Source organism: Rhizobium sp. GW821-FHT14E12 (genome assembly GCF_058803745.1).
Genome location: NZ_JBXAPH010000011.1, coordinates 48,941 through 74,495, shown reverse-complemented (window position 1 = coordinate 74,495; position 25,555 = coordinate 48,941). Strand labels below are relative to the sequence as shown.

General features: G+C 60.7%; 26 protein-coding genes and 2 tRNA genes. 14 read left to right on the top strand and 14 right to left on the bottom strand.

The genetic code is table 11. The features are described from left to right. Positions 1-4 precede the first annotated feature (4 nt). Both AC1RO0_RS27970 and AC1RO0_RS27965 read right to left on the bottom strand, forming a co-directional pair. Positions 5-307: a type II toxin-antitoxin system RelE/ParE family toxin gene (locus AC1RO0_RS27970; protein ID WP_498595818.1), complete on the bottom strand. Its 303-nt coding sequence runs from the start codon at positions 305-307 to the stop codon at positions 5-7. Next, complete coding sequence (locus AC1RO0_RS27965) at positions 304-594, bottom strand: type II toxin-antitoxin system ParD family antitoxin (RefSeq protein ID WP_498595817.1); 291 nt, start codon at positions 592-594, stop codon at positions 304-306. The genes AC1RO0_RS27970 and AC1RO0_RS27965 overlap by 4 nt, the downstream gene beginning before the upstream one ends. Positions 595-779: 185 nt before the next feature. Here AC1RO0_RS27965 and ppdK point away from each other — a divergent pair, with 185 nt between their 5' ends. Further along, entirely contained in the window at positions 780-3,446 is a 2,667-nt protein-coding gene (gene ppdK, locus AC1RO0_RS27960) for a pyruvate, phosphate dikinase (RefSeq protein WP_498595816.1), read from the top strand. A gap of 26 nt (positions 3,447-3,472) precedes the next feature. Here the strand turns inward: ppdK and AC1RO0_RS27955 are convergent, their stop codons facing one another. Further along, positions 3,473-3,748: a hypothetical protein gene (locus AC1RO0_RS27955; RefSeq protein ID WP_498595815.1), complete on the bottom strand. Its 276-nt coding sequence runs from the start codon at positions 3,746-3,748 to the stop codon at positions 3,473-3,475. 150 nt (positions 3,749-3,898) lie between these two features. Then, the gene (locus tag AC1RO0_RS27950) at positions 3,899-4,324 is read right to left on the bottom strand and encodes a hypothetical protein (RefSeq protein ID WP_498595814.1); all 426 of its coding nucleotides are present in this window, start codon (positions 4,322-4,324) and stop codon (positions 3,899-3,901) included. Between the two features lie 233 nt (positions 4,325-4,557). Here AC1RO0_RS27950 and AC1RO0_RS27945 point away from each other — a divergent pair, with 233 nt between their 5' ends. After that, complete coding sequence (locus AC1RO0_RS27945; protein ID WP_498595813.1) at positions 4,558-5,490, top strand: DUF1499 domain-containing protein; 933 nt, start codon at positions 4,558-4,560, stop codon at positions 5,488-5,490. 6 nt (positions 5,491-5,496) lie between these two features. On the opposite strand, the gene AC1RO0_RS27940 is transcribed toward AC1RO0_RS27945, so the two are convergent. After that, complete coding sequence (locus tag AC1RO0_RS27940) at positions 5,497-6,405, bottom strand: MBL fold metallo-hydrolase (RefSeq protein ID WP_498595812.1); 909 nt, start codon at positions 6,403-6,405, stop codon at positions 5,497-5,499. Continuing rightward, a complete protein-coding gene (locus AC1RO0_RS27935; protein ID WP_498595811.1) occupies positions 6,402-6,704 on the bottom strand; it encodes a cupin domain-containing protein in 303 nt (100 codons plus the stop codon). The genes AC1RO0_RS27940 and AC1RO0_RS27935 overlap by 4 nt, the downstream gene beginning before the upstream one ends. A 159-nt stretch (positions 6,705-6,863) precedes the next feature. On the opposite strand from AC1RO0_RS27935, the gene AC1RO0_RS27930 reads away from it, so the two are divergent. The 4 genes from AC1RO0_RS27930 (at position 6,864) to AC1RO0_RS27915 (ending at position 10,745) form a co-directional block, all read left to right on the top strand. After that, a tRNA-Gln gene (locus AC1RO0_RS27930) sits at positions 6,864-6,937 on the top strand. A gap of 141 nt (positions 6,938-7,078) precedes the next feature. Then, positions 7,079-7,756 (top strand): hypothetical protein, encoded by a 678-nt coding sequence (locus tag AC1RO0_RS27925; protein WP_498595810.1) that lies wholly within the window; start codon positions 7,079-7,081, stop codon positions 7,754-7,756. Positions 7,757-7,953: 197 nt separating this feature from the next. Then, a complete protein-coding gene (locus tag AC1RO0_RS27920; protein ID WP_498595809.1) occupies positions 7,954-9,024 on the top strand; it encodes a glycosyltransferase family 2 protein in 1,071 nt (356 codons plus the stop codon). Next, entirely contained in the window at positions 9,024-10,745 is a 1,722-nt protein-coding gene (locus AC1RO0_RS27915; RefSeq protein WP_498595808.1) for a hypothetical protein, read from the top strand. The genes AC1RO0_RS27920 and AC1RO0_RS27915 overlap by 1 nt, the downstream gene beginning before the upstream one ends. Before the next feature lie 74 nt (positions 10,746-10,819). On the opposite strand, the gene AC1RO0_RS27910 is transcribed toward AC1RO0_RS27915, so the two are convergent. Further along, the gene (locus AC1RO0_RS27910; RefSeq protein ID WP_498595807.1) at positions 10,820-11,224 is read right to left on the bottom strand and encodes a hypothetical protein; all 405 of its coding nucleotides are present in this window, start codon (positions 11,222-11,224) and stop codon (positions 10,820-10,822) included. Positions 11,225-11,529: 305 nt separating this feature from the next. On the opposite strand from AC1RO0_RS27910, the gene AC1RO0_RS27905 reads away from it, so the two are divergent. The 6 genes from AC1RO0_RS27905 (at position 11,530) to AC1RO0_RS27880 (ending at position 14,731) form a co-directional block, all read left to right on the top strand. Then, positions 11,530-11,606 (top strand) — tRNA-Pro (locus AC1RO0_RS27905). Positions 11,607-11,832: 226 nt separating this feature from the next. Further along, positions 11,833-12,615, top strand: coding sequence for a pentapeptide repeat-containing protein (locus AC1RO0_RS27900; RefSeq protein WP_498595806.1), 783 nt, complete (start codon positions 11,833-11,835; stop codon positions 12,613-12,615). Between the two features lie 42 nt (positions 12,616-12,657). Then, complete coding sequence (locus AC1RO0_RS27895; RefSeq protein WP_007694916.1) at positions 12,658-13,155, top strand: free L-methionine (R)-S-oxide reductase MsrC; 498 nt, start codon at positions 12,658-12,660, stop codon at positions 13,153-13,155. Positions 13,156-13,343: 188 nt separating this feature from the next. After that, positions 13,344-13,793, top strand: coding sequence for a peptide-methionine (R)-S-oxide reductase MsrB (msrB, locus tag AC1RO0_RS27890; protein ID WP_498595805.1), 450 nt, complete (start codon positions 13,344-13,346; stop codon positions 13,791-13,793). Beyond that, positions 13,790-14,317, top strand: coding sequence for a peptide-methionine (S)-S-oxide reductase MsrA (gene msrA / locus AC1RO0_RS27885; RefSeq protein WP_498595804.1), 528 nt, complete (start codon positions 13,790-13,792; stop codon positions 14,315-14,317). The genes msrB and msrA overlap by 4 nt, the downstream gene beginning before the upstream one ends. Continuing rightward, the gene (locus tag AC1RO0_RS27880; RefSeq protein ID WP_498595803.1) at positions 14,318-14,731 is read left to right on the top strand and encodes a DUF6314 family protein; all 414 of its coding nucleotides are present in this window, start codon (positions 14,318-14,320) and stop codon (positions 14,729-14,731) included. It begins immediately after the preceding gene. On the opposite strand, the gene AC1RO0_RS27875 is transcribed toward AC1RO0_RS27880, so the two are convergent. Then, positions 14,728-15,618 (bottom strand): LysR family transcriptional regulator, encoded by an 891-nt coding sequence (locus tag AC1RO0_RS27875; protein ID WP_498595802.1) that lies wholly within the window; start codon positions 15,616-15,618, stop codon positions 14,728-14,730. The genes AC1RO0_RS27880 and AC1RO0_RS27875 overlap by 4 nt on opposite strands. A 205-nt stretch (positions 15,619-15,823) precedes the next feature. Here AC1RO0_RS27875 and AC1RO0_RS27870 point away from each other — a divergent pair, with 205 nt between their 5' ends. Further along, positions 15,824-16,606 (top strand): class I SAM-dependent methyltransferase, encoded by a 783-nt coding sequence (locus AC1RO0_RS27870; protein WP_498595801.1) that lies wholly within the window; start codon positions 15,824-15,826, stop codon positions 16,604-16,606. A gap of 65 nt (positions 16,607-16,671) precedes the next feature. Here AC1RO0_RS27870 and AC1RO0_RS27865 read toward each other — a convergent pair whose 3' ends face one another. The 4 genes from AC1RO0_RS27865 to AC1RO0_RS27850 form a co-directional block, all read right to left on the bottom strand. Beyond that, on the bottom strand, positions 16,672-17,760 hold the full coding sequence (locus AC1RO0_RS27865) for a 3-deoxy-7-phosphoheptulonate synthase (RefSeq protein ID WP_498595800.1): 1,089 nt from the start codon (positions 17,758-17,760) through the stop codon (positions 16,672-16,674). A 365-nt stretch (positions 17,761-18,125) separates the two neighbouring features. After that, on the bottom strand, positions 18,126-19,214 hold the full coding sequence (locus tag AC1RO0_RS27860; protein WP_498595799.1) for a porin: 1,089 nt from the start codon (positions 19,212-19,214) through the stop codon (positions 18,126-18,128). 437 nt (positions 19,215-19,651) lie between these two features. Then, entirely contained in the window at positions 19,652-19,999 is a 348-nt protein-coding gene (locus AC1RO0_RS27855) for a hypothetical protein (RefSeq protein WP_498595798.1), read from the bottom strand. Positions 20,000-20,343: 344 nt separating this feature from the next. After that, positions 20,344-21,912 carry an MFS transporter gene (locus tag AC1RO0_RS27850; protein WP_498595797.1) on the bottom strand — a complete coding sequence of 523 codons (1,569 nt, stop codon included), beginning with the start codon at positions 21,910-21,912 and terminating at the stop codon, positions 20,344-20,346. Between the two features lie 190 nt (positions 21,913-22,102). Between AC1RO0_RS27850 and AC1RO0_RS27845 the strand changes: the two genes are divergently transcribed. Then, complete coding sequence (locus AC1RO0_RS27845) at positions 22,103-23,026, top strand: LysR family transcriptional regulator (protein ID WP_498595796.1); 924 nt, start codon at positions 22,103-22,105, stop codon at positions 23,024-23,026. Positions 23,027-23,070: 44 nt separating this feature from the next. Here AC1RO0_RS27845 and cysN read toward each other — a convergent pair whose 3' ends face one another. Both cysN and cysD read right to left on the bottom strand, forming a co-directional pair. Further along, a complete protein-coding gene (gene cysN, locus AC1RO0_RS27840; RefSeq protein WP_498595795.1) occupies positions 23,071-24,555 on the bottom strand; it encodes a sulfate adenylyltransferase subunit CysN in 1,485 nt (494 codons plus the stop codon). A 1-nt stretch (position 24,556) separates the two neighbouring features. Beyond that, positions 24,557-25,510: a sulfate adenylyltransferase subunit CysD gene (gene cysD / locus AC1RO0_RS27835; protein WP_498595794.1), complete on the bottom strand. Its 954-nt coding sequence runs from the start codon at positions 25,508-25,510 to the stop codon at positions 24,557-24,559. Positions 25,511-25,555 lie beyond the last annotated feature (45 nt).

Genomic DNA, 25,555 nt, shown 5'->3' with positions numbered 1-25,555 from the left:
AAACCTACTCCTCGGTGGTCAATCGTATCTCTCTTCCGCCGTGGAATATTCGCATGATGGTGACGGTATCGTCCTTGATTCGAAAGGCGATGGTCGCCCTATGGCGATATCCCACCGTGCGAAGGCCAGGGCTGATGTCCTCATGGCGCATGCCGCGCTCCGGAAAAGTCTCGAACGCGGCGCAGTAGTCAATCAGGCGATCGATATAGTCGCGGGCGATGCGTTCGCCCGCTTCGGGCAGCAGATATTCATAAAGTTCAGCCAGATCGACCCGTGCATCGACGTCGAAAACGACCGTATATTTCATGCGCGAGAGGTCTTTTGTCCGCTTCGCGCATCCATATGTGCATGGAGCTGTTTCCGGGTCTCCTCGACGGAGAGGCCGCGACCGGGGTCGGCGTCATGTGCCTGGATGGTTGGCACGACCTCTTCGCGCAGCCATTTTTCGACAGCGGCGTCGCGCGCGGCGAGCGCACGCAGACCATCACGGATCACTTCGCTTTCGCTGGCATATTCGCCGGACGAAACCTTGCTTTTCACCATCTGCGCCATTTCCAACGGAAGTGTGATGCTAAGGGCTTGGGTCGTTCTCATAGCGAACTCCTTATCGCGTTTTTCTAGCACAGAGTAGGATTTAATCCTATCGGATCCTTGAGGAAGTGCGAATAAAACAGCCTGCAACCCATATTTATTGTGCAGCGCAACAATTTGCCGCATTTGTCGATTTTCTTTTCCGTCTCAATGAATTAAGTTCAACTTTAGGAGTTGGGCGGGGGAAAATGACCAAGTGGGTTTATACATTCGGCGATGGCAAGGCCGAGGGTCGCGCTAAGGATTATGAGCGGCTCGGGGGGAAGGGTGCCAATCTTGCCGAAATGTGCAGTCTTGGCCTGCCGGTTCCGCCCGGCCTGACGATCGTCAGCGAGGCTTGCGCTTTCTATTACAAGAACGGCCGCAGCGTTTCGGATGATCTGAAGCCGCAGGTCATGCAGGGGCTGAAGCAGATGGAAGCGATCACCGGGCGCAAGTTCGGCGACACCGCGCAGCCGCTGCTCGTTTCCGTGCGCTCCGGCGGACGCGCCTCCATGCCTGGCATGATGGATACCGTCCTCAATCTCGGCCTCAACGACGCCACGGTGCAGGCGCTCGGACACGATGCCGGCGATGCCCGCTTTGCTTGGGACAGCTACCGCCGCTTCATCCAGATGTATGCCGATGTCGTCATGGGTCTCGACAACGAGGTTTTCGAGGAGATCCTGGAGGACGAGAAGGCTCGCCTCGGCCATGAATTCGATACCGATCTTTCCGCCGTCGAATGGCAGCATGTGGTCTCGCTCTACAAGACCGTCATCGAAGAGGAGCTTGGCGAGGCCTTCCCGCAGGAGCCGGAAGTGCAGCTTTGGGGTGCGGTCAGCGCTGTCTTTTCCAGCTGGATGAACCCGCGCGCCGTCACCTATCGCCATCTGCACAATATTCCCGAAGCCTGGGGCACCGCGGTCAATATCCAGGCCATGGTCTTTGGCAATCTCGGCAATTCGTCGGCGACCGGCGTCGCCTTCACCCGCAATCCCTCGACCGGCGAGAAGGAACTTTACGGCGAATTCCTCGTCAATGCGCAAGGCGAGGATGTCGTCGCCGGCATTCGCACGCCGCAGAGCATCACCGAGGCCGCCCGCATCGCCTCCGGCTATGACCGGCCGTCGATGGAAAAGCTGATGCCGGAGGCTTTTGCCGAATTCCGCCGCATCTGTACCCAGCTTGAAACGCATTACCGCGACATGCAGGATCTGGAGTTCACCATCGAGCGCGGCAAGCTCTGGATGTTGCAGACCCGCGCCGGCAAGCGCACCACCAAGGCGGCGATGAAGGTGGCGGTCGACATGGTTGACGAGGGCGTGATCACCGAGGACGAAGCCGTCTCGCGCATCGAGCCCTCGACCCTCGACCAGCTTCTGCACCCGACCATCGATCCGCGCGTTCATCGCGAGGTCATCGGCTCCGGCCTTCCGGCGTCTCCAGGGGCTGCTACCGGCGAAATCGTCTTTACCGCAGAGGAAGCGATCGTTGCCGAGGAGGAGGGCCGCAAGGTCATCCTCGTGCGTATCGAGACCAGTCCGGAGGATATTCACGGCATGCATGCCGCCGAGGGGATCCTCACCACGCGCGGCGGTATGACCAGCCATGCGGCGGTCGTCGCCCGCGGCATGGGTCTGCCCTGCGTCGTCGGCGCCGGCACCATGCGCCTCGACCTGCGCAACGAAAAGCTGATCGGCATTGGCATTACCCTGAAGAAGGGTGACATCATCACCATCGACGGTTCCGCCGGCCAGGTGCTGAAGGGCGAAGTGCCGATGATCCAGCCGGAACTCTCTGGGGATTTTGGCCGCATCATGGAGTGGGCTGACCGTTCGCGCCGCATGACGGTGCGCACCAATGCCGATACGCCGGCCGATGCTCGCGCCGCCCGTGCCTTCGGTGCCGAGGGCATCGGCCTTTGCCGCACGGAGCATATGTTCTTCGAAGGCGACCGCATTCATGTGATGCGCGAGATGATCCTCGCGGAAGGCGAGGAGGGCCGCCGCGCCGCGCTTGCCAAGCTGCTACCGATGCAGCGGCTTGATTTCACCGCCCTGTTCACCATCATGCACGGCCTGCCGGTCACCATCCGCCTGCTCGATCCGCCGCTACACGAGTTCCTGCCGAAGACGGATGAGGAGATCGCCGAGGTCGCCGGTATCATGGGCATGGAGCCGGCCATCCTGCGCCAGCGGGTCGATGCGCTGCATGAGTTCAACCCCATGCTCGGCCATCGCGGTTGCCGGTTGGCGATTTCCTATCCCGAAATCGTCGAGATGCAGGCCCGTGCCATCTTCGAGGCGGCGGTCTCCGCCGCGAAGGAGACGGGGGCGGCGGTTGTTCCGGAGATCATGGTGCCGCTGGTCGGCCTGCGCTCCGAGCTCGATTACGTCAAGGCGCGGATCGATGAGGTGGCCGGCGCTGTCATGACCGAAGCCCGGATGAAGATCGATTATCTCGTCGGCACGATGATCGAACTGCCGCGCGCCGCCCTTCGCGCGCATATCATCGCTGAAGCCGCCGAATTCTTCTCCTTCGGCACCAACGACCTGACGCAGACCACCTTCGGCATGTCGCGCGACGATGCCGCCGCTTTCATCCCGACCTATCAGCGCAAGGGCATCATCGAGCATGATCCCTTCATCTCGCTGGATTTCGATGGCGTGGGAGAGCTGATCCGCATTGCCACCGAGCGCGGCCGCCGCACCCGCAACGACATGAAGCTCGGCATCTGCGGCGAGCACGGCGGCGATCCCGCATCGATCCATTTCTGTGAGGAGATCGGGCTGGATTATGTGTCCTGCTCGCCCTTCCGCGTGCCGATCGCCAGGCTCGCGGCGGCGCAGGCGGCCATCAGGGCAAGGGCTTGACGCTTATGCCATAGGCGGCGCGACGATTAGCGCCGCCAGTAGCCGCGATGATGATAATAGCGCGGCCCGATGACGTAGGGCGGCCCCCAGAAGAAATCGTCGTTGCTTTCCATGAAGGCGCGCTGGTCGGCGCGGCGGCTGAGATCCTGGTTCATCAGGCAATTCGCGTAATTCTGCGTGCCGGGCCTGAAGCCGTAGCCGCTGCATCTCGACTGGTCCGCCGCTCGGATCTCTTCCGCCGTCTGGCAACCGGACAGGAGTAAGCCTGTGGCGATGAGGAGGAGTGCCGGAGAAATACGCATGGCCTGATGTCCTGGATTGATATATGCAGGCTGAGATCATAATGCCGCTCGGCAGGGTGCGAAAGGCCCGTCGCCCGGCGAAAGCAATTCCAGGAAAAGTGTGCTGCGGTTTTCCGTCCGGAATTGCGTAAAAACAAAGAGATAGGCCGTTCAGGCCGCGTCGTCCAGCCTTTGCGGCAGGCGTTGCAGCAGATCGACGAAGGCGTCGGTGAAGCTGAGCAGATGCTCGGTTTCCTCATCGGGCTCCAGCACGCGAATTTCCGCACCGTCCAGGTCGAGCGCCGCGAAGATGATACGCATCTTCTCTCCGCCCTCCGGGATCCACAGAACGGCGAGCCGGCGGTATTCCGATATCAATCCGGTGGCCGGAAGGTCGAACAGGAGTTCGCCGCCCACAGCTCTGGCGGCGGTTCGCACCGCTTCGCAAAATCCCGCTTCCCCACCGGAAAAACCATCGAGCGAAAGCTCAAGTTCCAGCAGTTCGAGCGGCAGGGCAGGCTCGCTGGCATCAGCGGCCGCGCCGGTCGATGCAGGCGATGGCTTGGCGGCGATGTCGGGCGATTTCTTCGTTCCCATCTCCTCAAGTCCTTTCATAGCCACGGTAAAACACGAAAATCATGGCCTTTTTTCGGAATTTAAGCAAGTACTCACGCTTTTGTGCTAGGCGACACCCAATCGGCTTGCCGTCGAGGCTTGTTTATCCGTGCCGCGACATTCGATTTATTTTCGCCATTTCTTGCTCTAAACATGGGTAAGCCCCAGGGATTCGGTTCACCCGCTTTCCGATCTGACGCGCCGACGAGCCCTTGATGACCATTCGTTTCGACCGTCCCGTTTCGCATGCCGCCCGCGCCGCGCACCTGATTGCTTCCTTTGCGCTGGTGCTGTGCGGGGTAATCTTGATCGGCCATCGGTTTGGGCCGCTGGAAACACCCTATTTCGTCCTGCTGCTGCTGGTTTCGGCGGGTTTCGCGGCTCTTGCCGTGCTGCTTGCGGTCGTCGGCCTCACGCAGCTCTGGCGGATTGCGGCGCTCGGCGGCGTTTCGGCCGTCAAAGCGCTGATCTATGCGGCGCTGCCGCTGGCGATCGTCGGCGTCGGCGTCGAGCGCTATTGGAGCCGGCCGGCGATCTATGACGTATCCACCGATGTCACCGACGCTCCGGAATGGCTGGCGACGCCGGAGGCAAAGCAACTCTGGCTGCCGGCAAGGCGGCTTGTGACGTCGGGGGATCGCGAGGCGCAGAATGACGCCTATCCGGCGCTCACCAGCCGCCGCTACGAGGGGGCCTCCGACCGTGTGCTCGAAGCCGTGCGCAAGGTCGCTGGTGATAATCACATCACCATCGTCAAGGTTGAAGGCACCGATTTGGTCGATCCGAACGGCGATCAAAGACCGCGCCGCCGCACGCCCCGGCAACGCCCGAGCCCAACGGCGGATGACAGCGCCGTCACGGATATGCCCGATATCATTCCGGTGCCGACGCCGCGCCCCTATCGCGACGGCGTGGCGGATCTCATCCGCCAGAACACCGATGTCATCCTGCAGGGGCAGACCCGCACTCGCATTTTCGGCCTGCCTTTCGATGTGCTGATCCGCCTGCGCGAGGAGGCGGAGACGACGCTGGTCGATATCCGCGTCGCATCGCGCTACGGTCAGGATGATCTCGGCATCAGCGCCGATATCGCCGAAAGCTATTTGAAGGCGCTGGACGCCGAGCTCCTGGGGATAGCCGGAAGCTGACCTGATTTAGGCGGGCCTGTAAGCCCCGAGCAGCGTCGGCGGCCCCTCCGTCAGCACCTGGCCCTTTTCCACCAGATCCTCCAGATGCGCCAGCACCGATAGGGCGGCCGCGCCATGCAGGCGCGGGTCCGTGTCGCGGTAGATGGCCTTCACCATGTCGGGGATTAGCCGGTCGCCGGCCTTGATGCGCTCGAGCACTGCGCGCTCGCGCATGCGCCTGTGGGTCCTGAGCCCACGCATGAAGGAGGCGGGCTCCTTCACCGGGCCGCCATGGCCGGGGAAAAACAGGCGGTCGTCGCGGGCAAGCAGCCGCTCGAGCGAGGCCATGTAGTCGGCCATGGAGCCATCGGGTGGTGCTACGATCGTTGTTGCCCAGGCCATGACATGGTCGGCGGAAAAGACGATGCCGCTGCCCTCCAGTGCGAAACAGGCGTGGTTGGCCGTGTGGCCGGGCGTCAGAATCGCGGTCAGCTGCCAACCGTCCCCCGAGACGCTTTCGCCGTCACCAAGCGCGATATCCGGCCGGAAATCCATGTCCGAACTCTCAGCAAAAGGATTGACCTCGCCCTCATGCAGCGGCCGTGCAGCCTGATGCGGCCCCTGGCCGACCGTCAGCGCGCCCGTCGCCTCCTTCAGTCGCCTGGCGAGCGGCGAGTGGTCGCGATGGGTGTGGCTGAGGAAGATATGCGTGACCTCGCGCCCCTTCAGGGCCGCCAGCAGCGCGGCGAAATGCGCGTCATTCTCCGGCCCGGGATCGATGACCGCCACGGACGAGCCGCCGACGATATAGCTGTTCGTGCCATGGAAGGTAAACGCGCTCGGGTTATTAACCGTCATCCGCTCGATGCCGGGCGCGACGGGCACGGCGCGGCCATAGGCGGCCTCGAAGGCAAGCTCGAATTCGGGTGTGCTCATAATTGCTTGTATTCGACCTCTATGAAGGACATCGGCTCGGAGCCGGCATTGACCACATTATGCTCGACACCGGCTTCCCGCCGGTAGGCCGCGCCCTTGGCAATGTCGACGCGCCTCTCTCCGTTCGGCTCCTCGAGCAGGAACTGGCAGTCGGTCATCGGCACCACGACATAGCCGAGACCATGGACATGGTGGCCGGTATCGGCGCCCGGCTCGAAATCCCAGCGGGTAATCCGCACGACATCATCGTCGACAAGCACGGTGGGGACAGCGGGCGGGCGGGCACGATACTGGCTCATTGGATCTCCTGATGGGGATTTGGGGATGACAAGACCTAGCATAGCCACTTGGGAAGCGTATAAAAATATGCGCTCACCTATAACTTAATGATTGTGAGCGGATGCGACCTTTGCTAATCAGGCGGTGATTTGGCGCGAATAGTCGCCATCTCACTCTGGTGGGGCGTAGCCAAGCGGTAAGGCAGTGGTTTTTGGTACCGCCATCCCTGGTTCGAATCCAGGCGCCCCAGCCATTGTCAAAATCAGTGAAATAGATTCAAAATATTCAAGCCATAGTCTCATGGGTGATCCGCATGGACCTATTAAGCATTTGTCTGAGATTTGCCGAAGCTTAAAATGTGGAAGCGAATCATCTTGGCAGCATGTGGATCTAAATGGCAAACAAGCTTTCAATCCAACGTGCTATCGATGGCTGCGTCCGTAGGTCACGTGAACTTAAGAAGCGTAAGCTTGATCTACATAACGCCGTTGATCGGCAAGATTGCGAAATCGAAATCGGCGAAATTATAAATTCTTTGGTCCTTTCCATGGACAAAATAATGAATGCAATCTGGACAAAATTTGTCGAAAACAAGAATAGTAAGCCTAATATATACTTCCCATGCGATTATTCTAAGGAAAAATTTATTAACCGGATGAAGAAATACAGGCTTGAAAATCTGGAGAAAAGTAATTCGGAATTACATGAGAAGTTAGAATCTATTCAGCCTTATCTCGTAGGAGAAAAAGGCTGGTGGAAATTATTGTACGATTTGGCGTCGATCCGCCATGATTCATTCCCAGAAATCAAACCGGGTAAGATTGGCGGGGGCATTGGCATTGGAAGAGGCCAGGATCTCCACATACGCAACTTCACCTTCAACAATGGCGTCGTAAATTTTGATGGCGATGCATGGAATCAAAAAACGGGAAAAAAGGAACCTGTAAAATTTGAGTTCATTGCTGCTGTGGAAGCGGAGCTTGCCGGGACAGACCAGAATCCGCTCGATTTTATAGTAACCTGTTCGGAAAAAGTAAGCGAAATTGCGAAACGTATCGGAGTACATTTGTAGATGCGTCGATCTCCGGCGGCCGATTGTCTAACATGAAATAATTATAATATCGCGATATGAATCCACATTATTGTCGCCATATCTACAGTATGTCTTGCTCCCGCATTCGCTATGCTGACATTCCCCCACCACCCTTAAACCTTGTTTGACCTTTCTCCTGCAATCTGGTCGGCACCACCGTTCCGATGCAGGCAGCCATGAACCGCAACTCCCCACCACTCCTTTCCATCGTCGCCCCTTGCCACAACGAGGAAGAGGGGCTTCGCGAGTTTTGCCGGCGTGCCGTCGCGACGGCGCGGGGGATTGTCGGGGATGCCTTCGAGATCGTGCTGGTGGATGATGGTTCCACGGATGGGACCTGGGAGATCATCGCGGCGCTCGGCCGCGAGGTGCCGCAGGTGCTCGGTGTTCGCTTGATGCGCAATCATGGTCATCAGCTTGCCGCCACCGCCGGGCTTGCCGCCACGAGGGGCGAGCGTGTGCTGCTGATCGACGCCGATCTGCAGGATCCGCCGGAGCTGCTTCTGATGATGATGCCGATCATGGATCGCGGCGCGGATGTGGTTTACGGGCAGCGGGTGCGGCGGGAAGGGGAGAGCTGGTTCAAGCTTGCCTCCGCGTCGCTCTTCTACCGGCTCCTGTCGCGGCTCGCTTCGGTGGCGATCCCGCGCGATGTCGGGGACTTTCGCCTGATGCGCCGGCGTGTCGTCGATATCCTGTTGTCGATGCCGGAGCGCGACCGCTTCATTCGCGGCATGGTGAGCTGGATCGGCGGGCGGCAGGTGGCGCTGCCCTATGAGCGCGACGCCCGCTTTGCCGGCACGACCAAATATCCGCTGCGCAAGATGGTCAATTTCGCCATCGACGCCATCACCAGTTTCTCCACCGTGCCGCTGCGCATCAGCACATGGCTCGGCATGGTCTCGGCCGCCTGCGCCATCCTGCTTTTGATCTATACGGTGGTGCGCTGGATCGAGGGCGAGACGATCGTCGGCTGGTCCAGCATCATGGCCGCGATCACCGCCTTCAGCGCCATCCAGCTGATCTGCATCGGCATCATCGGCGAATATATCGGCCGGCTGGTGCAGGAAAACAAACGGCGGCCGATGTTCATGATCGAGAGCCTGGCGCAGGGGGGGCGGTCCATCGAAATCACCGGCGACTTCGCCGAACTGAACGCGGCCGGCAAGCGCCGCGAGCTTGAACGTCTCCTCATGGATGAAGGAGAGGCGGAAGCGGATAGCAGCCGGGCGAGGGCGGTTCGCTGATGCCGCATTCATCCGCAAACCTGTCTCCGGTAGAGCCGGCGATCCCGGTCGAAGTCGCGGCCGTTCCGGATAGCGTGATCGTCCGGCAGCGTCCGGGCTTCGCCATTACCGCCTTCGTCGTTCTCGTCGCCATCTTCGTCGCCGCTTTCCAGTTTCCGCCGATCCTGGACTTTCCGAACCACTATGCCCGCATGTGGCTGCTCGCCGGCGGCATAGCCGAGCCGCCATTTAACCGGATCTATGCGCTCGACTGGAACCGCACCTTCACCAATGTCGGCATCGATCTCGCGGCCTATTGGCTAGGGCCGTTGGTCGGCGTGCCGCTCCTGGCGCGGAGCCTCTTGTTCCTGGCGATCGTGCTGCCACCCCTCGGCGCCATCGCCCTGCATCGCCGCCTGTTCGGCGGTTCCTATTATTGGCAGATCGCCATCCTTTATTTCGCCTGGTGCGCGACGCTGATCGGCGGCTTCATCAATTTCCAGATCGGCCTCGGCATGGCGCTGTTCTTCGCGACGGTCGATCATGCGTTGCAGCGCAAGAGCCGGGCGGTGCTGTTTGCCTGGCGTGCCGTCGCCGGCCTGTTGCTGACCGTCATGCACATCTTCTCGCTCGGCTTCTATATGGCGCTCGTCTGCGGCCTGGAGTTTTCGCCGACGACCGCCGCCCTGAAGTCTCCGCGTGCTTTTATCCGCCTGTGCCTCAGGCTGGTGGTGGCGATGCTCGCCTGCACGCTGTCGGCGATCTGCCTGTTTCTCTACGCGCCGGTGCTGCCTGCCGGCAACGATATCGGTCTGGGAGCGATGTGGAACAACGGGCCGGGCCTGATACTGGCGAACCTCATGTCGACGATCTGGACCTATACGGGCTTTGTGGACATGTTGTTGCTGGTCCCGCTGGTGCTGGTCTGCACCAATGCGGCGCGCACGGGCCGATTGAAGCTGCATGCCGGCCTTGCCGTCACCGCCGCCGGTCTGCTGATCCTCGCCTGCATCTCTCCGCGCGCCATGCTGGGCACCGGCTGGATCAGCTGGCGCTTCCCGATCATGGCGGCGCTGGCGGCAATGGCCATGGTCTGCCCGCTGCCCCGGCTGCCGCGCCGGCAGGCTTTCATCCTGGCCGCCGTGCTTGCCGGTGTGGCGCTCGGCAGGACGGCCTGGATCGGGGTCAACTGGTGGCATGGGCAGGCTGATGTCGCCGATGTCCGCACCGTCCTTGCCGCCGTTCCGGAGGGCTCGGCCATCTTGCCGATGACCCATAAGCCAAGACATATGCCGGTCGGGCTCGCTCAGCGCTATTATGCTTGGAATGAGGATACGTTCCGGCATCTGCCGACGCTCGCGGTTCCCTACGCACATGCCTTCGTGCCGACGATCTTTACCGCGGCGGGCAAGCAACCGTTGACCGTGCTGGCGCCGTGGAAAGATATTGCCGTACCGGAGGGCAATCTCTTTTCCATCGGCCTGCTGAATTGCCCGGCCGAACTGAAGGTGTTCAGCGCCCTCGCGCCCTATCTCGCCAATTGGCGGCAGCGCTTCGACTTCGTCCTTGTCGTCAACGCCGATATGCCCGACCAATATGGCGGCGACACCATTCCGCCCGGCCTGCGGCTTGCCGCCGACGCGCGCTTTGCCAAGCTCTACGCCATCGACAAGGCTTTCGTGCCCGGAGCCGATACCGGGCCGGCGAAAGCCTGTTCCGACCTATGGACATCGGAAGGCTGAACCTGTCCCGATAACAAGACAGGCGACCCTTTCGAGCCGCCTGCAAAATCTTGGTCCCCGATAGTGTGCGAGACTTAGCTCGCCTTTTCAGGCGGCGGTGCCAGCAGTTCGGCGCAATAGGAGGAGCCGCTGGTGCCGGGCTGGTCGCCGAGGATGCGGACCGAGCGGATGACGTAGCTCTGGCTGGTGACGATATCGGCCTTGCAGCTCAGATAGCGCTTGCCGCCCTTTTTCCCGTCCTTGGTCGCGATGGTGACCGTCTTGTAGCCGCCCCGCCAGGTGTAGACGCGGTTGCCGCCGTCGTCGCGGTCGGAGAGCGGCGGGCCGTAGGCGGCGAAGAAGCGCCCGGCCGACTGGCCTTCCCAGCGGTCCTGAACCGGGTTGCTTACAAGCGCCGGGAGAATTGGTGTCGTGGTCGTGCTGGCGCAGCCGGCCAGCGCCAGCAACAGTCCCGCCGCGGTGATCATGCGGATATTCATCGTATCGTCCTTGAGCTTCTGTCTCGCATTCGGTTGCGGAAACGCCGCTGTCCCACGACATTTCCGCCTGTCCCGCTAAGGGCTTTAGCGCCAAAGCCGGCAAAAGAAAATTCCCATCCGCGTGTACAAGTGGGATTTTGCCGAATGTGTTGCGTCTTATGCACTTCGCTCGGTTCACTGCCTGTTTTTTCTGCCGATTTTCCAGGCAATTGCCTCTGTAATCTTTTCGTCAAGAAACGAGCCGTTTTTTTGAATTTGGTGCTTGTACATCAAAAATGGCTGGTCTATAGAAGCGCCGCTGGTCACGGAGTGTAGCGCAGTCTGGTAGCGCACCACGTTCGGGACGTGGGGGTCGAGTGTTCGAATCACTCCACTCCGACCAGCTCTAAACTTCCGATCTTTTCCCGAAAATTTGACCCGCTTCCGGTTGCTGGACGCATATCGGCATCCTATCATGCCCCGGGCGTCAAACCGTTCATCCGCTTCGCAATATCCTTTTAACGCATGGGCTCTTTTTGTCGCTCGCAGCACCATATACAAGGGAAAGATGAGCGCATCCGACTCGATGTCGAGGATGGGTCAATGGTTGCGGAAAGCGGAGCGACGAGATGAGCAGCCTTTTTGAAAGACTGGTCTGGCAGGCTGGAGCGGAAATCCGGCAGGGCCGGAATATTAGCGGTGCCGCCCTTGGTCGTTTCGCAGGCATCTCGGCAGCGGCGCTCCTGCTTGCTTCGGGCGCCGGGCAATCCGCCTTCGCCGGCGATTGCGACAATGTGGTCGCGGCACCCGGAATAGACTGGAGCTCATGCAGCAAGACCAACATCATGCTGCCGGGCAGCGATCTGCATGGAGCCAATCTTGCCGGCGCCCATTTTGACAGCACCGATCTCAGCAATGCCAATCTCACCTCGGCCAATCTGGAAAAGGCAACGCTGGTGCGTACCTGGCTGAAGAACGCGCGCGCCGAGGGGACGAATTTTGCCAAGATCGAAGCCTATCGCTCGGATTTCAGCAATGTCGTCGCCAATGGCGCCACCTTTGCCAATGCCGAGCTGCAGCGGGCTGAATTCAGTGGCGCGCAGCTTGCGAATGTCGATTTTCAGAAGGCCGAACTCGGCCGCGCCGATTTCGACAAGGCGGTGCTGACAGGCGTCAATTTCTCCTTCGCCAATCTTTCCCGCGCCACCTTGAACGGCGTGACCATCCAGGGGCCAGTTACCTTTGGTGGCGCCTTCCTGTATCTGACCCGTATCGAGGGGATAGACCTGTCGGCGGCAACCGGTCTGGTCCAGACTCAGGTCAATTTGGCCTGCGGCGACCAGGCGACCATACTGCCTCCGGGATTGAGGGCGCCTGGTTCCTGGCCATGCCCGCCCGATGACAAGGATTGACGGCAATCCGTCCGGAATGACCCAACCGAAAGGCGATAGTTGATGTTCGCGCAACAGACGATTCAATCCTCCAGCAAGCCCGAATTCTATCGTGAGCTCGCCGGCCAGTTGCAGGCCTTGCTCGACGGTGAGGCCGATCCGATCGCCAACGCCGCCAATACATCGGCGCTGATCTTCCAGATGCTGCCGGACCTCAACTGGGCCGGCTTCTATTTCCTGCAGTCGGATGACGAGCTGGTGCTCGGCCCGTTCCAGGGCAAGCCCGCTTGCGTCCGCATCGCTGTCGGACGTGGCGTCTGCGGCACGGCGATCGAGAAGGAACAATCGATCCTGGTCGAGGATGTGCACGCTTTCCCAGGCCACATCGCCTGCGACGCCGCCTCGCGCTCGGAACTGGTGGTGCCCTTGTTCCGGGATGGTCTTGTCTTCGGCGTCATCGATCTCGACAGCCCGCTTCCCGGCCGTTTCGACAAGGACGACCAGGCCGGCATCGAGGCGCTCTCGGCAATTTACACCGCCGCCTGCGACTGGGATGAGTGACTGCCTGTCGCTGCGCGATGCATCATGTCGCCCTGTGCGATATGGCAAATCGGCTGCCCCATACCTATATTTCCGTCGCAACCACTCCCGCGATGCTTATTGAGCTTAACCTCTGTAACGATGTCCAGCATTCTCCCGTAATAGCTGGTGAAGCTTGAGGTATGCGTCCAAGAGCAAGGAGAACAAGAATGCGAAATTACAGCAAGACCTCCGAGGCCGTCGCGAAGCTTTCTCCCGAACAGTATCGGGTGACGCAGCAAAGCGGCACGGAACGGCCCTTCACGGGCGAGCATCTCGACAACAAGCAGCCGGGCATCTACGTCGACATCGTGTCGGGCGAGCCGCTGTTTGCCTCTTCCGACAAGTTCGATTCCGGCTGCGGCTGGCCGAGCTTCACCAAGCCGATCGAGACCGCCAACGTCAACGAGCTCACCGATCTGTCGCATGGCATGTTGCGCACTGAAGTTCGCTCGTTGCACGGCGACAGCCATCTGGGCCATGTTTTCCCCGACGGGCCGCGCGATCGCGGCGGCCTGCGTTACTGCATCAACTCCGCCTCGCTTCGCTTCGTGCATCGTGATCGCATGGAAGCCGAAGGCTATGGCGCCTATCTCGACCAAGTGGAGGATATCCGATGACTACGGAACATGCAGTTCTCGCCGGCGGTTGTTTCTGGGGCATGCAGGACCTCATCCGCCGCTACAAGGGCGTCATCTCGACCCGCGTCGGCTATACCGGCGGTGAGGTTCGCAACGCGACTTATCGCAACCACGGCACCCATGCGGAAGCGATCGAAATTGTCTTCGATCCCGAGAAGATCAGCTATCGCGATCTGCTGGAATTCTTCTTCCAGATCCATGATCCGAGCACGCGCAACCGCCAGGGCAACGATGTCGGCACGAGCTACCGTTCGGCGATCTTCTACACCAGCGATGAGCAAAAGCGGGTCGCCCTCGACACGATCGCCGATGTCGACGCTTCCGGTCTCTGGCCGGGCAAGGTCGTCACCGAAGTGGTGCCGGCAAGCGACTTCTGGGAAGCCGAACCGGAGCATCAGGATTATCTCGAGCGTATCCCGAACGGCTACACCTGCCATTTCGTCCGGCCGGGCTGGAAGCTTCCGGTAAGGCAAGCCGATACGGCGCAGCGCGCGGCGTCCTGAATGATGCAAGCCGCCGCAGCCAAGCGGCTGGAACGCTATCTCGGCACATGGGACGTGAAGCGGCGGATCATCGACCGCCTCAACGCGACCCTCATAACCTTCGAAGGGCAGGCGTTGCTGACGCCTGCCCAGTTCGAGGAACGTGGCGACACCATGAGTGATCATGGAACGCTCAGAAGCAGCCGCACCTACAGGCTAGGCTGGGAGGCGGAGCGTCTGACCGTCTATTTCCCTGACCTCAGCGAATTCATCCATATAGGCAAAGCTGCATCGCAGCGCATTGTCCATCAATGTGGCCCGGATCTTTATCGGGGCCGCCTTTTCTTTCGCGGACCGGATGCCTGGGCCGAAATGTGGCATGTGCGCGGGCCTAGAAAGCATTATGTAAGCCTCGCCCATTATCTGCGGGTCTAGTCTTTCGGGGCCGGATGCGAAGTTGAGAACGCCTGCGCTTCCTTCTGCAGCCATTCGCAGAACAGTGTGGATTTCCGGTTTCGCCGGGCGCGCCGCAGCGCGACGTAGTGATGGCCACTGTCGAGGAAGCCCAGCGGGGCGATCAGACGACCGAAACGGATATCGTCGGTCACATAGGGCCAAGGCGCTACGCAGACGCCGAGGCCAGCACTTGCAGCCTCCAGCATGAAATAGAAGTGTTCGTATTCCACCCGCGCTCCGGCTTCCACCGGTGCGCCTGACCGCGACAGCCAGTCGCCCCAGGCGCGAAGCCGCGTTCTGGTATGAAGCTGCGGAACGCCGGCGAAATTCTTCGCGACGGTTCTTGCGAGCGAAGGGGAGAGAACCGGACCTGTCTGTTCGGGAAACAGCGCGATCACCTCCGCACCCTCCGGCCAGGGTGCTGCGCCGACGCGGATCGCGACATCGAAGCCATCGCGCGTAAAATCGACCGGGCGGGAAGATGCCGTTAGCCGGACTTCGATATTGGGGTATTCCGCCTGGAAGCGATAAAGCCGCGGGATTAGCCAGCGCATGGTAAAGGTGCCGGGGCAGGAGACATCGAGCGATCCGTCTTCCGCATCGGCGACCGAGCGCACCGACATGTCGATCTGATCGAAGGCGGAGGTCAGGCCCGACAGCAGGGTCAAGCCCGCCTCCGTCAACCGCAGCCTGTTCTTCGGTCCTTCGAACAGCGGCACGCCCAGCACATCCTCGAGATGCTGGATCTGGCGACTGACGGCGCTGTGCGTCACGTTCAGCTCATCGGCCGCCAAGGTCATCCGCCCGTGCCGGCCGGCGGCTTCGAAAGCACGCAATGCGTTGAGGGAAGGGATGCGGCGCGCCATGTGAGTTTTCCGAACAGTACTTGTTCGATCATATCGATTTTCTTCCTGCACTCCATGATGTTTTCTCCCGCTGCAAACAGAAGATTTCCCGTTGAGGGAACAATGAAGGGTGGGATGCAGGAGCGTTTCCAGCGCAGGCAGAGCTGTGCCTGAACCGGGCAACGACGCTTCCCCATGCCACTAGGTGAAGAGGATGAAGACCCCGATGACCAAGAGACACACAGACGGTAGCGCCGGCGACGCAAATTACGGCGTGATCGGCACGAACTATACGAGCTACCGTCAGCCCGACCCGCAGATTGCCGAATTCATCCGCGCTGCATTGGGTGATGCCCGCAGCGTTCTCAATGTCGGCGCGGGTGCCGGCTCCTATGAGCCCGTTGATCGCGAGATCACGGCGGTCGAGCCATCGGCGTCGATGCGGGCACAACGGCCGGCGCATCTGCCCGTCGCCATCGACGCTACAGCCGAAAAGCTGCCTTTCGCGGATGACAGTTTCGACGCGAGCATGGCGACCTTCACCGTGCATCAGTGGTCCGATCTTGCAGGCGGGCTTGCGGAGATGCGGCGGGTGACTCGGGGTCCCGTGCTGATCCTCACCTGCGATCCGAAGGAGTTGGACCGGTGCTGGCTGGTTGACTATGCGCCTGAGACGATCACGGTGGAAGCGCGCCGCTATCCGCAGATGGCAGCCATCAGCGATGGGCTGGGCGGCAATGCAGAGGTCATTCCCGTTCCGATCCCGTTGAATTGCACCGATGGTTTCAGCGAGGCCTATTACGGGCGCCCGGAGCGCCTGCTGGAGCCGGGCGCCCGCCTTGCTAACTCGGCCTGGAGCTTCGTCGATCCCTCCGTCGGCGACCGCTTCGTTGCCGATCTCAGCCGCGATCTCAAAGACGGCACCTGGGATGCCAAACACGGTCATCTGCGGAAACAGCCGGCGTTTGAGGATTTGCTGCGGCTGATTGTCAGCCGCAGCAAATCCTGATCCAGGCGAGGAAGAAGTAGTGTGATCGTTCACAGGGTCTGGCCTGTGAACGATCCATGATCGTACTATTGGCGAGACACCCGCCGTCTTGCCTGGACAGCCCGAGCCAATTCCTCCAGCGTACGGACGGAGGTCGGCCAGTCGATGCAGCCGTCGGTGATGCTCTGGCCATAGACCAGCGCCTTGCCGGGAACGAGGTCCTGGCGGCCGCCGACGATATTGCTTTCCATCATCATGCCCTTGATGCGGCGGTCGCCGGCCGATACCTGTTCGGCAACGGCGCTGACCACAGCCGGCTGGTTCTCCGGATTCTTGCTGCTATTGGCGTGGCTGGCATCGATGATGATCTGCGGATCGAGCCCAAGCTTGGACGCCTGTTCCGATACGGCCTGCACGCTGGCCGCATCATAGTTGGGCTGCTTGCCGCCGCGCAGGATGATGTGGCCGTCGTCGTTGCCGCGTGTCGAGGCGATGGCGGCAAGGCCGTCCTTGGTGACGGCGGGGAAATGATGTGGTTGCGATGCCGCCAGAATCGCATCGAGTGCGATCCTCGTATCGCCGTTCGTCCCGTTCTTGAAGCCGATCGGGCAGGAGAGGCCGGAGGCCAGTTCGCGATGCACCTGGCTCTCGGTTGTCCTCGCGCCGATCGCACCCCAACTCACGAGGTCGGCGATGTATTGCGGTGTGATTGTGTCGAGGAATTCGCAGCCGGCCGGCAGCCCGATCTCGTTGACGTCGGCGAGGAGTTGCCTGGCAAGGCGCAATCCCTCTTCGATGCGGTAGCTTCCGTCAAGATGCGGATCGTTGATGAGGCCTTTCCAGCCGACCGTGGTGCGCGGCTTTTCGAAATAGACCCGCATGATGATTTCAAGGTCGCCGGCGAAGCGGTCGCGCTGTTCCTTCAGCCGGGCCGCGTAGTCTCGCGCCGCGACAGGGTCGTGGATGGAGCAGGGGCCTATCACGACGATCAATCGATCATCGTTGTTGTGCAGGATGTTGTGCACGGCGCTACGTGCGCCCGTCACGGTCGATGTGACCGCTGTGTCTCGCGGGATCTCGTTTATAATGCGAGCGGGCGGCGTAAGCGCGGTAATCTCGACAATTCGCAGATCATCAGTGGAATTCAACACGGTATCGGTTCCTTTTGGGGTCATACCGTGGCGACAAAAAAAGCCGCCAGGTAGACTAGCGGCTGTTCGGGTCTTTTATTGCGTCAGTTTTATCTACGCACAGGCCCGCCTCCGCTGAGAGCAGCGGTACGAATAAAATCGCGAGGCGTTTGCGTAGGTGAACGACATGCAGTGTCTCTACGACAAAAAATATGCATTGTCGATGCCGTTGATGGCTGGGAAATGATCGTCATCAAGACTGATCACTGGCGCTCGATCCGGCGCCCAATTTGGCGGCATAGAAAAAAGACGAACCCCAGACCAGAAAGACTGGCCCCGCTTCGCTGGAAGCAGGACCAGTCCCCATCCGATCAGGGGTCAAGTCTAATCAGATCTCGAAAAACGAGGTCTTAGAAAGTACGCTGGAAGCGCAGAACGCCAGCCCACTGGTCCTGATTGATGGAGTCCCAGTTGGTGTAGGATACTTCCGGCGTGATCTGCAGGTTCTTGACCGGGTTGAACTTGACGTTCGCGGTCGCTGCGAAGATCTTCGAGTCGGTGTAGGCAACCTGAGCGTTTGCCTGCAGCTTGTCGTTGATCGGAACGGTCACGCCGCCCCAGACAGCCCAGTCACCCCAGCCGATGGTCTTGGCCGGGCCAGCACCGTTCGAGCTTGCGTACTTGTTCAGCTTGTCACCGTCGGTGTTCCAGCCGCCCATCAAGAAGGCCTTGAAGACGCCGAAGTCGCCGTCGACGCGAGCCTTGATAGCGCCTTCTTCAACGATGGAGTCATAACCGCCAACGATCTTGAAGCCGAAGTTGCCAGCCTTGTAGCCAACACCGGCGACAACGTCCGGAGCGTAATGATCCGAGCTGTTCGTGCCGTCAACGCCAGTTACAGGAACGGTGGCGCCAGAGCTGTTCGTGGTGAAGCCCGAGTTGCTGTCTTCGAGCGAGATCACAGCCGTGAAGCCGTTGCCTGCATCGTAGTTGTAGGTCAACTGGTTGAGTTCGTACGGGCCGTCATAGACCACGTCGTCGTTGATGACGCCGCCGGCATAGCCAATGTACAGGTTGTAGGCCGAGTCGAGCTTACCGACGGTGAAACCGGCGAGGCTGATGTTGGCTGCGATCAGCTTGGTGGTGGTCGAACCGCCATCCTGCCAGTCCCAACGCAGGACGGTAGCCGTCTTCAGCGGGCCGTATTCGGTGTCGGAAGCGGTGTCGAGCGTGAGGTGAGCACGGGTGTGCCACAGCGTGCCGTAACGGTCAGCCGGGTTGTAAGCATTGTACCACTTGCCTTCGGTGCGGACATAGCCGCCGATCTTGAGGCAGGTTTCGGTGCCCGGGATGAAGAAGTAGCCAGCACCGTACGCGTCGCAGATGCGAACATATTCGAGCGGCTCAGGCTCAGCGGCAACGATAGCGTCGGCTGCATGAGCGCCGGATACTGCTGCGAGGGCCGCAGCGGAGCCGAGAAGAAGGCTCTTGATGTTCATAAAAACTCCAATCCAATATAGATTGGGCATAGGCTATCGCGCCGAAAAATCGACGTGCCTCACCCTATCCCTGTTAAAAACCCCGACTCGGGAGAAACGGGCCCCACCCGCTTCTGTTCGCTATTAAAGACGAATTCCTGCAAAGTTATATGATATATTTTTCTGAGAATGACGTTTTCGTGATTTTTCATTTCTAGTTGCATGAAAGCCACATTTGCAAACATAGATAGTAAGCTTGCCATAATATTGGCTGCGTAATGATCAATTTGGAGTAGGAAATCGGAAATTGACGCCTCGTCGGGCGGCTGGCGACTTGTCGAGAGTCACTGTTACGTTGCTGTGTGAAAAGCTGGGATGCTGCGCTCAAACGCAACGCACGCCTTTGCCGACGTCGACAAACGGGCGTCTACATCCGATGATGGCTGAAGGGCGCTGGCTTAATACAGCGCGGTTCGCTTCGAGGTCGGCGATATCAGTCTGCTGAGCATGGCGCCGATTGCGAGACCCCAGAGCGCGCCTGTCATGGCGACAATTAGGTCCATGGGCGAACCGTAATTGCCGTTCACCAGAAAATGCGAGAAGCAGAGCGCTGAGACGCTGGCAATCATCAGCAGGCAGGTGAAGGAGGGCGATTGCGGATAGGCCAGCCGTGCCAGCATGCCGGCAAGGCAGAGGGCGACGGCTCGATACAGATTGAAGGGATTGCCAAACTCGGCCTGCCAATTGAGATGCGCGAAGGTCACGGCAACCAGTGCCGCGATGTAGCCCCAAGCAACAATCTTCAAAAAGCGCTCTGTTATCATGGGGATGTCATATAGCAGCAGTGCGCCGGAACGCCAGTCTCGTCACGGTTTCGCAACCTGGTTCAACCTCCCGCATCGCACACATTTTGTGTGTCTGCGAAATATTCCGTAGCGGATACGAGAAGAGAATCTGTAGTTTTTACAAGTATTTTCAATGTGTTATCATGCCTTTCGAGGGTCGGAGGAAATCGCGGGATGATTGCGTGTCGGCGACGAGCGCGCTGATGGCCACTTGCGGCCCAAAGTCGGTTAGCCCGCGCCCGCTATAGACAATGTGGGGTAGGCTGACACTGTCGCGCCAACCCACCTTCGATGCGGAAGCGATGTCAGGCGTTGGATGCCTTTGGTGCCTCGGCATTGTCCATCGGTTCCAGCGTCGCGGCTTCCATGGCGCTCTCCGCCGTATTGCGACGACCGAGAAAGGTGAAGACGACGATTGCGGTGAGAGCCGTGATTGCCGTCAGGAGCCATAGCAACTCGCTAAAGGCGTCGCTGTAGCCTTGGATCAACCTGGCATGCCCGATTGCAGGTACGCTGGAGGCTGCGTCAAGCAGATTGCCCGTAACCAGCCGCTGTGCTGCGAAAGATGCACGGTCCCCGGCTGCCGCGCCGAGATTTGACTGAATGAAAGAGGAAAGGATGGCGCTGACGACGGCCAGTGCCACGCCTTCGCCGGCGACGCGGGTGGTGCTGAAGATGCCGGTCGCCATGCCCGCGCGTTCTTTCGGCACGACGCTGACGGCTAATCCGTCCATGAGCCCCCAAGGAAGGCTGATCCCGATACCGATCGTCAGCAGCGGACCAATCAACGCAGTCGGTGCCGATCCCGTGGTGAGATAGCTGAGCCAGAACAGGCCCATGGCGGAGATAATAAGTCCCGCGCCGCAGATGGTGGCAGCCGTAAACCATCGTGTCAGCAGGCCGGCAACGATCGGCAGGATAAGAAGCGGCGCCGACAGGGCGACCATCATGCGGCCGGCGGCGACCTCGCTCATGTCCTCAATGCCGACGAAGCGGACGGGCAGGAGGATCAGCAGCACGACGAAGGCATAGGCGGGGGCCGCCGCCAGCAGCTGTACGCCGACGAAGCGCGGATAACGAAACAGGGTGAGATCCAGCATCGGCCGTTTTACGACGCGTTCGATGATGCCGAAGGCCAGGAAGAGCAATGCCGCGCCCACCAGCAGGACAATGACCAACGGGTCGCCCCAGCCGTTTTCCGGCGCGCGAAGGACACCGTAGGTGAAGAGCGTCAGAGCGAGCGTGAAACTGAGGGCGCCGGGCCAGTCGAGACTGGCAGCGTCCGGGTCTCTGGACTCGGTGAGGAAGCGCGCGCCGAGGCCAAAGGCCAGAGCGGCGAGGATGACGACAAGTATGAAGATTGATGGCCAGCCGAAGGCCTCGATCATCAGACCGGAGGCGATCGGCCCGAAAGCCAGCCCCACACCGAAACTGGAGCCGACGATGCTGAAGGCGCGCATGCGCGCTGTGCCGTCGAACTCCTGTGCGAGAGACGCCATGCCGCCGGAAAAGGCTGCTGCCGCCCCCATGCCCTGCAAGGCTCTCAGAATATCGAACCAGACGATATCACCGGCGAAGGCCAGTCCCGCCGAGAACAGGGCGAAGCCACCGAGCCCCAAGAGGAAGATGCGCTTGCGCCCGAAGCCGTCGGCAAGCGCGCCGGCGGCCATCAGGCTGCTGCCGAAGGTCAACATGAAGGCATTGGTGATCCAGTTGAGCGCAATCGGACTACCGCCGAGCGTCCGGCTGATGGCCGGCAAGGCGACGGCGGGGCCGGTGAAGGTGAGGGGCATGGCGGCAGCCGCGCAGCACACGGCAATCAGAACGAAGAGTTTTTCGGCCGGGCTTGCGGCCTTTGTCTTGTTGGGATGCATCGGGATATCCGCTGAATTTGAACAAAAGAGGCCCTACGGATGACTTGGGGGAACAAACCGTCTTCGAGGGCGGTCGTCATCATCTGCGGGAGCATTGGAATACCCAGATAGGATAGTTTTGATGCAATTGACTGAAAATGTGGCTAGAATTCCATATATACCGGAAGAAAACGATCGAATGGAAATGAAGATGGATCGGCTAAGTGGCCTCAATGCCTTTGTGCGAAGCGCCGATCTCGGCAGCTTTGCGGCCGCCGGGCGCGTGCTCGGTCTTTCGGCCTCGGCCGTCGGCAAGGCGGTGACCAATCTCGAGCGGCAGCTCGGGGTGCGGTTGATGCAGCGCTCCACCCGCAGCATTCGCCTGACCGAGGAGGGGCGCCTGTTTCACGAGCGTTGCCGGCGGGTGCTGGACGATCTCGACGACGCCCAGGCGTCGCTTGCCCAGGCGGTGGCCGTACCACGCGGACGGCTGCGCGTCAGCGTGCCCATCGTCAGCTACCATTTCCTGCTGCCGGTGCTGCCCGAATTCCTTGCCCGCTACCCGGATGTCGAACTCGACATCGATTTCAACGACCGCATTGTCGATATGATCGAAGAGGGTGTCGATGTCGCGATCCGCAGCGGGGATTTGCCGGACTCGCGGCTGATGTCGCGGACCCTGCGGCCATTCCAGATGCTGCTTTGTGCAGCCCCTGCCTATCTCGAGCGTCACGGCGTCCCGGGTTGCCCGCGCGACCTTGACGATCACCTGGCGATCCGGTTTCGTTTCCCCAACAGCGGCAAGCTACAGAACTGGCCGTTGGCCCTGTCCGATGGTGGGCCGGAATTGCGCATGCAAACCGTTCTGTCCTGCAACAATATGGAGGCTCTGCGCGGCGCCGTCATCAGCGGCCTCGGCATCGGATGCATGCCGGATTTCCTCGCGCGCAGTCCGCTCAGTGAAGGCAAGCTGCAAACGGTGCTCGATGATTACATCGACGGCCCCGGTCATTTTCATTTGCTCTGGCCGTCGAACCGTCACCTGTCGCCGAAGGTCCGCGTCTTCGTCGATTTTCTGAGCGAACGGCTTTTTGCGAAAAGCTGCGAAGTCTTGGCAGGTGCCGCAAACGCATGAAAAAGGGGCCATTAGGCCCCTTTTTGTCGTCGATCTTATCTGGATCAGATATCGCTGGCCGCGTTCGCCCAGATATCGGCGGCTTGCGCGGCGGTGACGCGGCGGACTTCCGTCTCGTCGCGGCGGCTGGCGAAGAGTTCGCTGGCCATGATCTGGTCGGCAAGGTCTGCCGGCAGCGACAGGAGAACGCGCTGGCCCTCCTTGTGGATGCCGCCGAGATCGGTGCGCTTGCCGGTGATCATGCCGCCGGCGATCGTGTTGTTGCTGTCCGGGTCGATCAGGATGAAGGAGCCGGTCGAACGGTTCTGATCGTAAGGGTCGAAGACGGCTGCTTCGTCGAAGGAAAGACGGACCTTGCCGATGGCGTTCATCCACAGGGCTTGCGCCGGTGCCCAGGCGCCGGTCTTCAGCTCGAGCTGCGCGATCGGCTGCACCTGCACACGCTGGCGGCGGCTGCCGCTCTTCAGCCAGTAGCGCTTGCCGGGCTCGATACCTTCCGGCTGCAACGCGACGATCTGCGCGTCGAAGGCAAGGCCGGATTGCGGCTGGCTGTCGATGGCGACGATCATGTCGCCGCGCGATACGTCCACCTGGCGGTCGAGCACGAGCGTGATGGCATCGCCGGCAACGGCTGCATTGCGCACGAGATCAAAGGTGACGATCTTCGCGACGTTGGCAACCATGCCCGACGGCAGGATCATGACGCTGTCGCCCGGCTTCACCGAGCCGCCGGCAACCGTGCCCTGATAGCCACGAAAGCTTTCTCCCGGGCGGGACACGCGCTGCACGGACAGGCGGAAGCCGACGGACTGCGCCGAGCGCACGGTGGCAAGCTCCAGCGTCTCGACCAGCGTCGGACCATTGTACCAGGGCATGGCAGCCTGGCCGGAATAGACGACGTTTTCGCCCTTCAGCGCCGACATCGGGATGGCGGTGATCTGCTTGACGCCGAGCGATAGCGCGAATTCGCGGAAATCATGCGCGATTTTCTCGAAGCCGGCGCGGTCGTAATTTGTCAAGTCGATCTTGTTGACGGCAAGCACGAACTGCTTGATGCCGAGCAGCGAGGCGATCGTCGCGTGGCGGCGCGTCTGCTCGAGAATGCCCAGGCGTGCGTCGATCAGCAGAATGGCGAGATCGGCGGTGGAAGCGCCGGTCGCCATGTTGCGGGTGTACTGCTCATGGCCGGGCGTGTCGGCGACGATGAAGGAGCGGTTGTCGGTCGAGAAATAGCGATAAGCGACATCGATGGTGATGCCCTGTTCGCGCTCGGCCTGCAGGCCATCGAGCAGCAGCGCGAAGTCGGGCAGGCCGAGATCGTTCTGCTTGCCGGTGGAATCGCGCTGCAGCGTGGCGGCCTGGTCTTCCTTGACGGCCTTGGTATCCCAGAGCAGACGGCCGATCAGCGTGGATTTGCCGTCATCGACGCTGCCGCAAGTGATCAGGCGAAGCGGACGCGTATCGCGCACGGCCTTGAGGGGCTCGGCTGCGGGTAACGTGACGACGTTTGCGGTTACGGCTGCGGTCATCTCAGAAATATCCTTCGCGCTTCTTTTTTTCCATGGAGCCGGACTGGTCGCGATCGATGGCGCGGCCCTGTCGTTCGGAAACCGTGGCGATTTCCAGCTCTGCGATAACGTCTTCAAGGGTGGTGGCGGTGGAGCGGATCGCGCCCGTCAGCGGGAAGCAGCCGAGCGTGCGGAAACGGATGAGCTCCTCGCGCTTGACTTCGTCGGGCAGCAGCTCCAGCCGTGGATCGGCGGCCAGGATCATCATGCCATCGCGCTCGACGACCGGACGCTTCTCGGCGAAATAGAGTGGCACGATCGGGATGTTTTCGGCCTGGATGTAGCGCCAGATATCGACCTCGGTCCAGTTCGACAGCGGGAAGACACGCACGCTCTCGCCCTTGCGGATCTGGCCGTTATAGACGTTCCAGAGCTCCGGGCGCTGATTGCGCGGATCCCAGCGATGATCCGGCGTGCGGAAGGAATAGATGCGCTCCTTGGCACGCGAGGCTTCCTCGTCGCGGCGTGCGCCGCCGAAAGCGGCGTCGAACTGGCCGGCGTCCAGTGCCTGGCGCAACCCTTCCGTCTTCATGATGTCGGTATAGAGCGCCGAGCCGTGGGTGAACGGAGTGACGTTCTCCGCCTTGCCGCGCGGATTGATGTGCTCGATCAGGTCGAGATCGTATTTCTTCACGATCTCGTCGCGGAAAGCGATCATCTCGGCGAATTTCCAGCCGGTGTTCACATGCAGCAGCGGGAAGGGCACGCGGCCGGGATAGAAGGCCTTGCGCGCCAGATGCAGCAGCACGGAGGAATCCTTGCCGACCGAATAGAGCATCACCGGACGCTCGAATTCGGCCGCAACTTCGCGGAAAATATGGATGGATTCGTTTTCCAGCGCCTTCAGATGCGGGTCGAGCGGCGGCTTGGTGCTTTGCGGATTGGAGAGTTCCGTATCCGGACGGCTATCGGGCATTTTCAACTCCAGAACTTAATCATTTGTCCCGACCGGAAGGCTGGC

Bases quoted from the DNA above. Each gene is read 5' to 3' on its own strand.
- AC1RO0_RS27970 (WP_498595818.1), bottom strand. From the start codon at position 307: ATGAAATATACGGTCGTTTTCGACGTCGATGCACGGGTCGATCTGGCT.
- AC1RO0_RS27965 (WP_498595817.1), bottom strand. From the start codon at position 594: ATGAGAACGACCCAAGCCCTTAGCATCACACTTCCGTTGGAAATGGCG.
- ppdK (WP_498595816.1), top strand. From the start codon at position 780: ATGACCAAGTGGGTTTATACATTCGGCGATGGCAAGGCCGAGGGTCGC.
- AC1RO0_RS27955 (WP_498595815.1), bottom strand. From the start codon at position 3,748: ATGCGTATTTCTCCGGCACTCCTCCTCATCGCCACAGGCTTACTCCTG.
- AC1RO0_RS27950 (WP_498595814.1), bottom strand. From the start codon at position 4,324: ATGGGAACGAAGAAATCGCCCGACATCGCCGCCAAGCCATCGCCTGCA.
- AC1RO0_RS27945 (WP_498595813.1), top strand. From the start codon at position 4,558: ATGACCATTCGTTTCGACCGTCCCGTTTCGCATGCCGCCCGCGCCGCG.
- AC1RO0_RS27940 (WP_498595812.1), bottom strand. From the start codon at position 6,405: ATGAGCACACCCGAATTCGAGCTTGCCTTCGAGGCCGCCTATGGCCGC.
- AC1RO0_RS27935 (WP_498595811.1), bottom strand. From the start codon at position 6,704: ATGAGCCAGTATCGTGCCCGCCCGCCCGCTGTCCCCACCGTGCTTGTC.
- AC1RO0_RS27925 (WP_498595810.1), top strand. From the start codon at position 7,079: ATGGCAAACAAGCTTTCAATCCAACGTGCTATCGATGGCTGCGTCCGT.
- AC1RO0_RS27920 (WP_498595809.1), top strand. From the start codon at position 7,954: ATGAACCGCAACTCCCCACCACTCCTTTCCATCGTCGCCCCTTGCCAC.
- AC1RO0_RS27915 (WP_498595808.1), top strand. From the start codon at position 9,024: ATGCCGCATTCATCCGCAAACCTGTCTCCGGTAGAGCCGGCGATCCCG.
- AC1RO0_RS27910 (WP_498595807.1), bottom strand. From the start codon at position 11,224: ATGAATATCCGCATGATCACCGCGGCGGGACTGTTGCTGGCGCTGGCC.
- AC1RO0_RS27900 (WP_498595806.1), top strand. From the start codon at position 11,833: ATGAGCAGCCTTTTTGAAAGACTGGTCTGGCAGGCTGGAGCGGAAATC.
- AC1RO0_RS27895 (WP_007694916.1), top strand. From the start codon at position 12,658: ATGTTCGCGCAACAGACGATTCAATCCTCCAGCAAGCCCGAATTCTAT.
- msrB (WP_498595805.1), top strand. From the start codon at position 13,344: ATGCGAAATTACAGCAAGACCTCCGAGGCCGTCGCGAAGCTTTCTCCC.
- msrA (WP_498595804.1), top strand. From the start codon at position 13,790: ATGACTACGGAACATGCAGTTCTCGCCGGCGGTTGTTTCTGGGGCATG.
- AC1RO0_RS27880 (WP_498595803.1), top strand. From the start codon at position 14,318: ATGATGCAAGCCGCCGCAGCCAAGCGGCTGGAACGCTATCTCGGCACA.
- AC1RO0_RS27875 (WP_498595802.1), bottom strand. From the start codon at position 15,618: ATGGCGCGCCGCATCCCTTCCCTCAACGCATTGCGTGCTTTCGAAGCC.
- AC1RO0_RS27870 (WP_498595801.1), top strand. From the start codon at position 15,824: ATGACCAAGAGACACACAGACGGTAGCGCCGGCGACGCAAATTACGGC.
- AC1RO0_RS27865 (WP_498595800.1), bottom strand. From the start codon at position 17,760: ATGACCCCAAAAGGAACCGATACCGTGTTGAATTCCACTGATGATCTG.
- AC1RO0_RS27860 (WP_498595799.1), bottom strand. From the start codon at position 19,214: ATGAACATCAAGAGCCTTCTTCTCGGCTCCGCTGCGGCCCTCGCAGCA.
- AC1RO0_RS27850 (WP_498595797.1), bottom strand. From the start codon at position 21,912: ATGCATCCCAACAAGACAAAGGCCGCAAGCCCGGCCGAAAAACTCTTC.
- AC1RO0_RS27845 (WP_498595796.1), top strand. From the start codon at position 22,103: ATGGATCGGCTAAGTGGCCTCAATGCCTTTGTGCGAAGCGCCGATCTC.
- cysN (WP_498595795.1), bottom strand. From the start codon at position 24,555: ATGACCGCAGCCGTAACCGCAAACGTCGTCACGTTACCCGCAGCCGAG.
- cysD (WP_498595794.1), bottom strand. From the start codon at position 25,510: ATGCCCGATAGCCGTCCGGATACGGAACTCTCCAATCCGCAAAGCACC.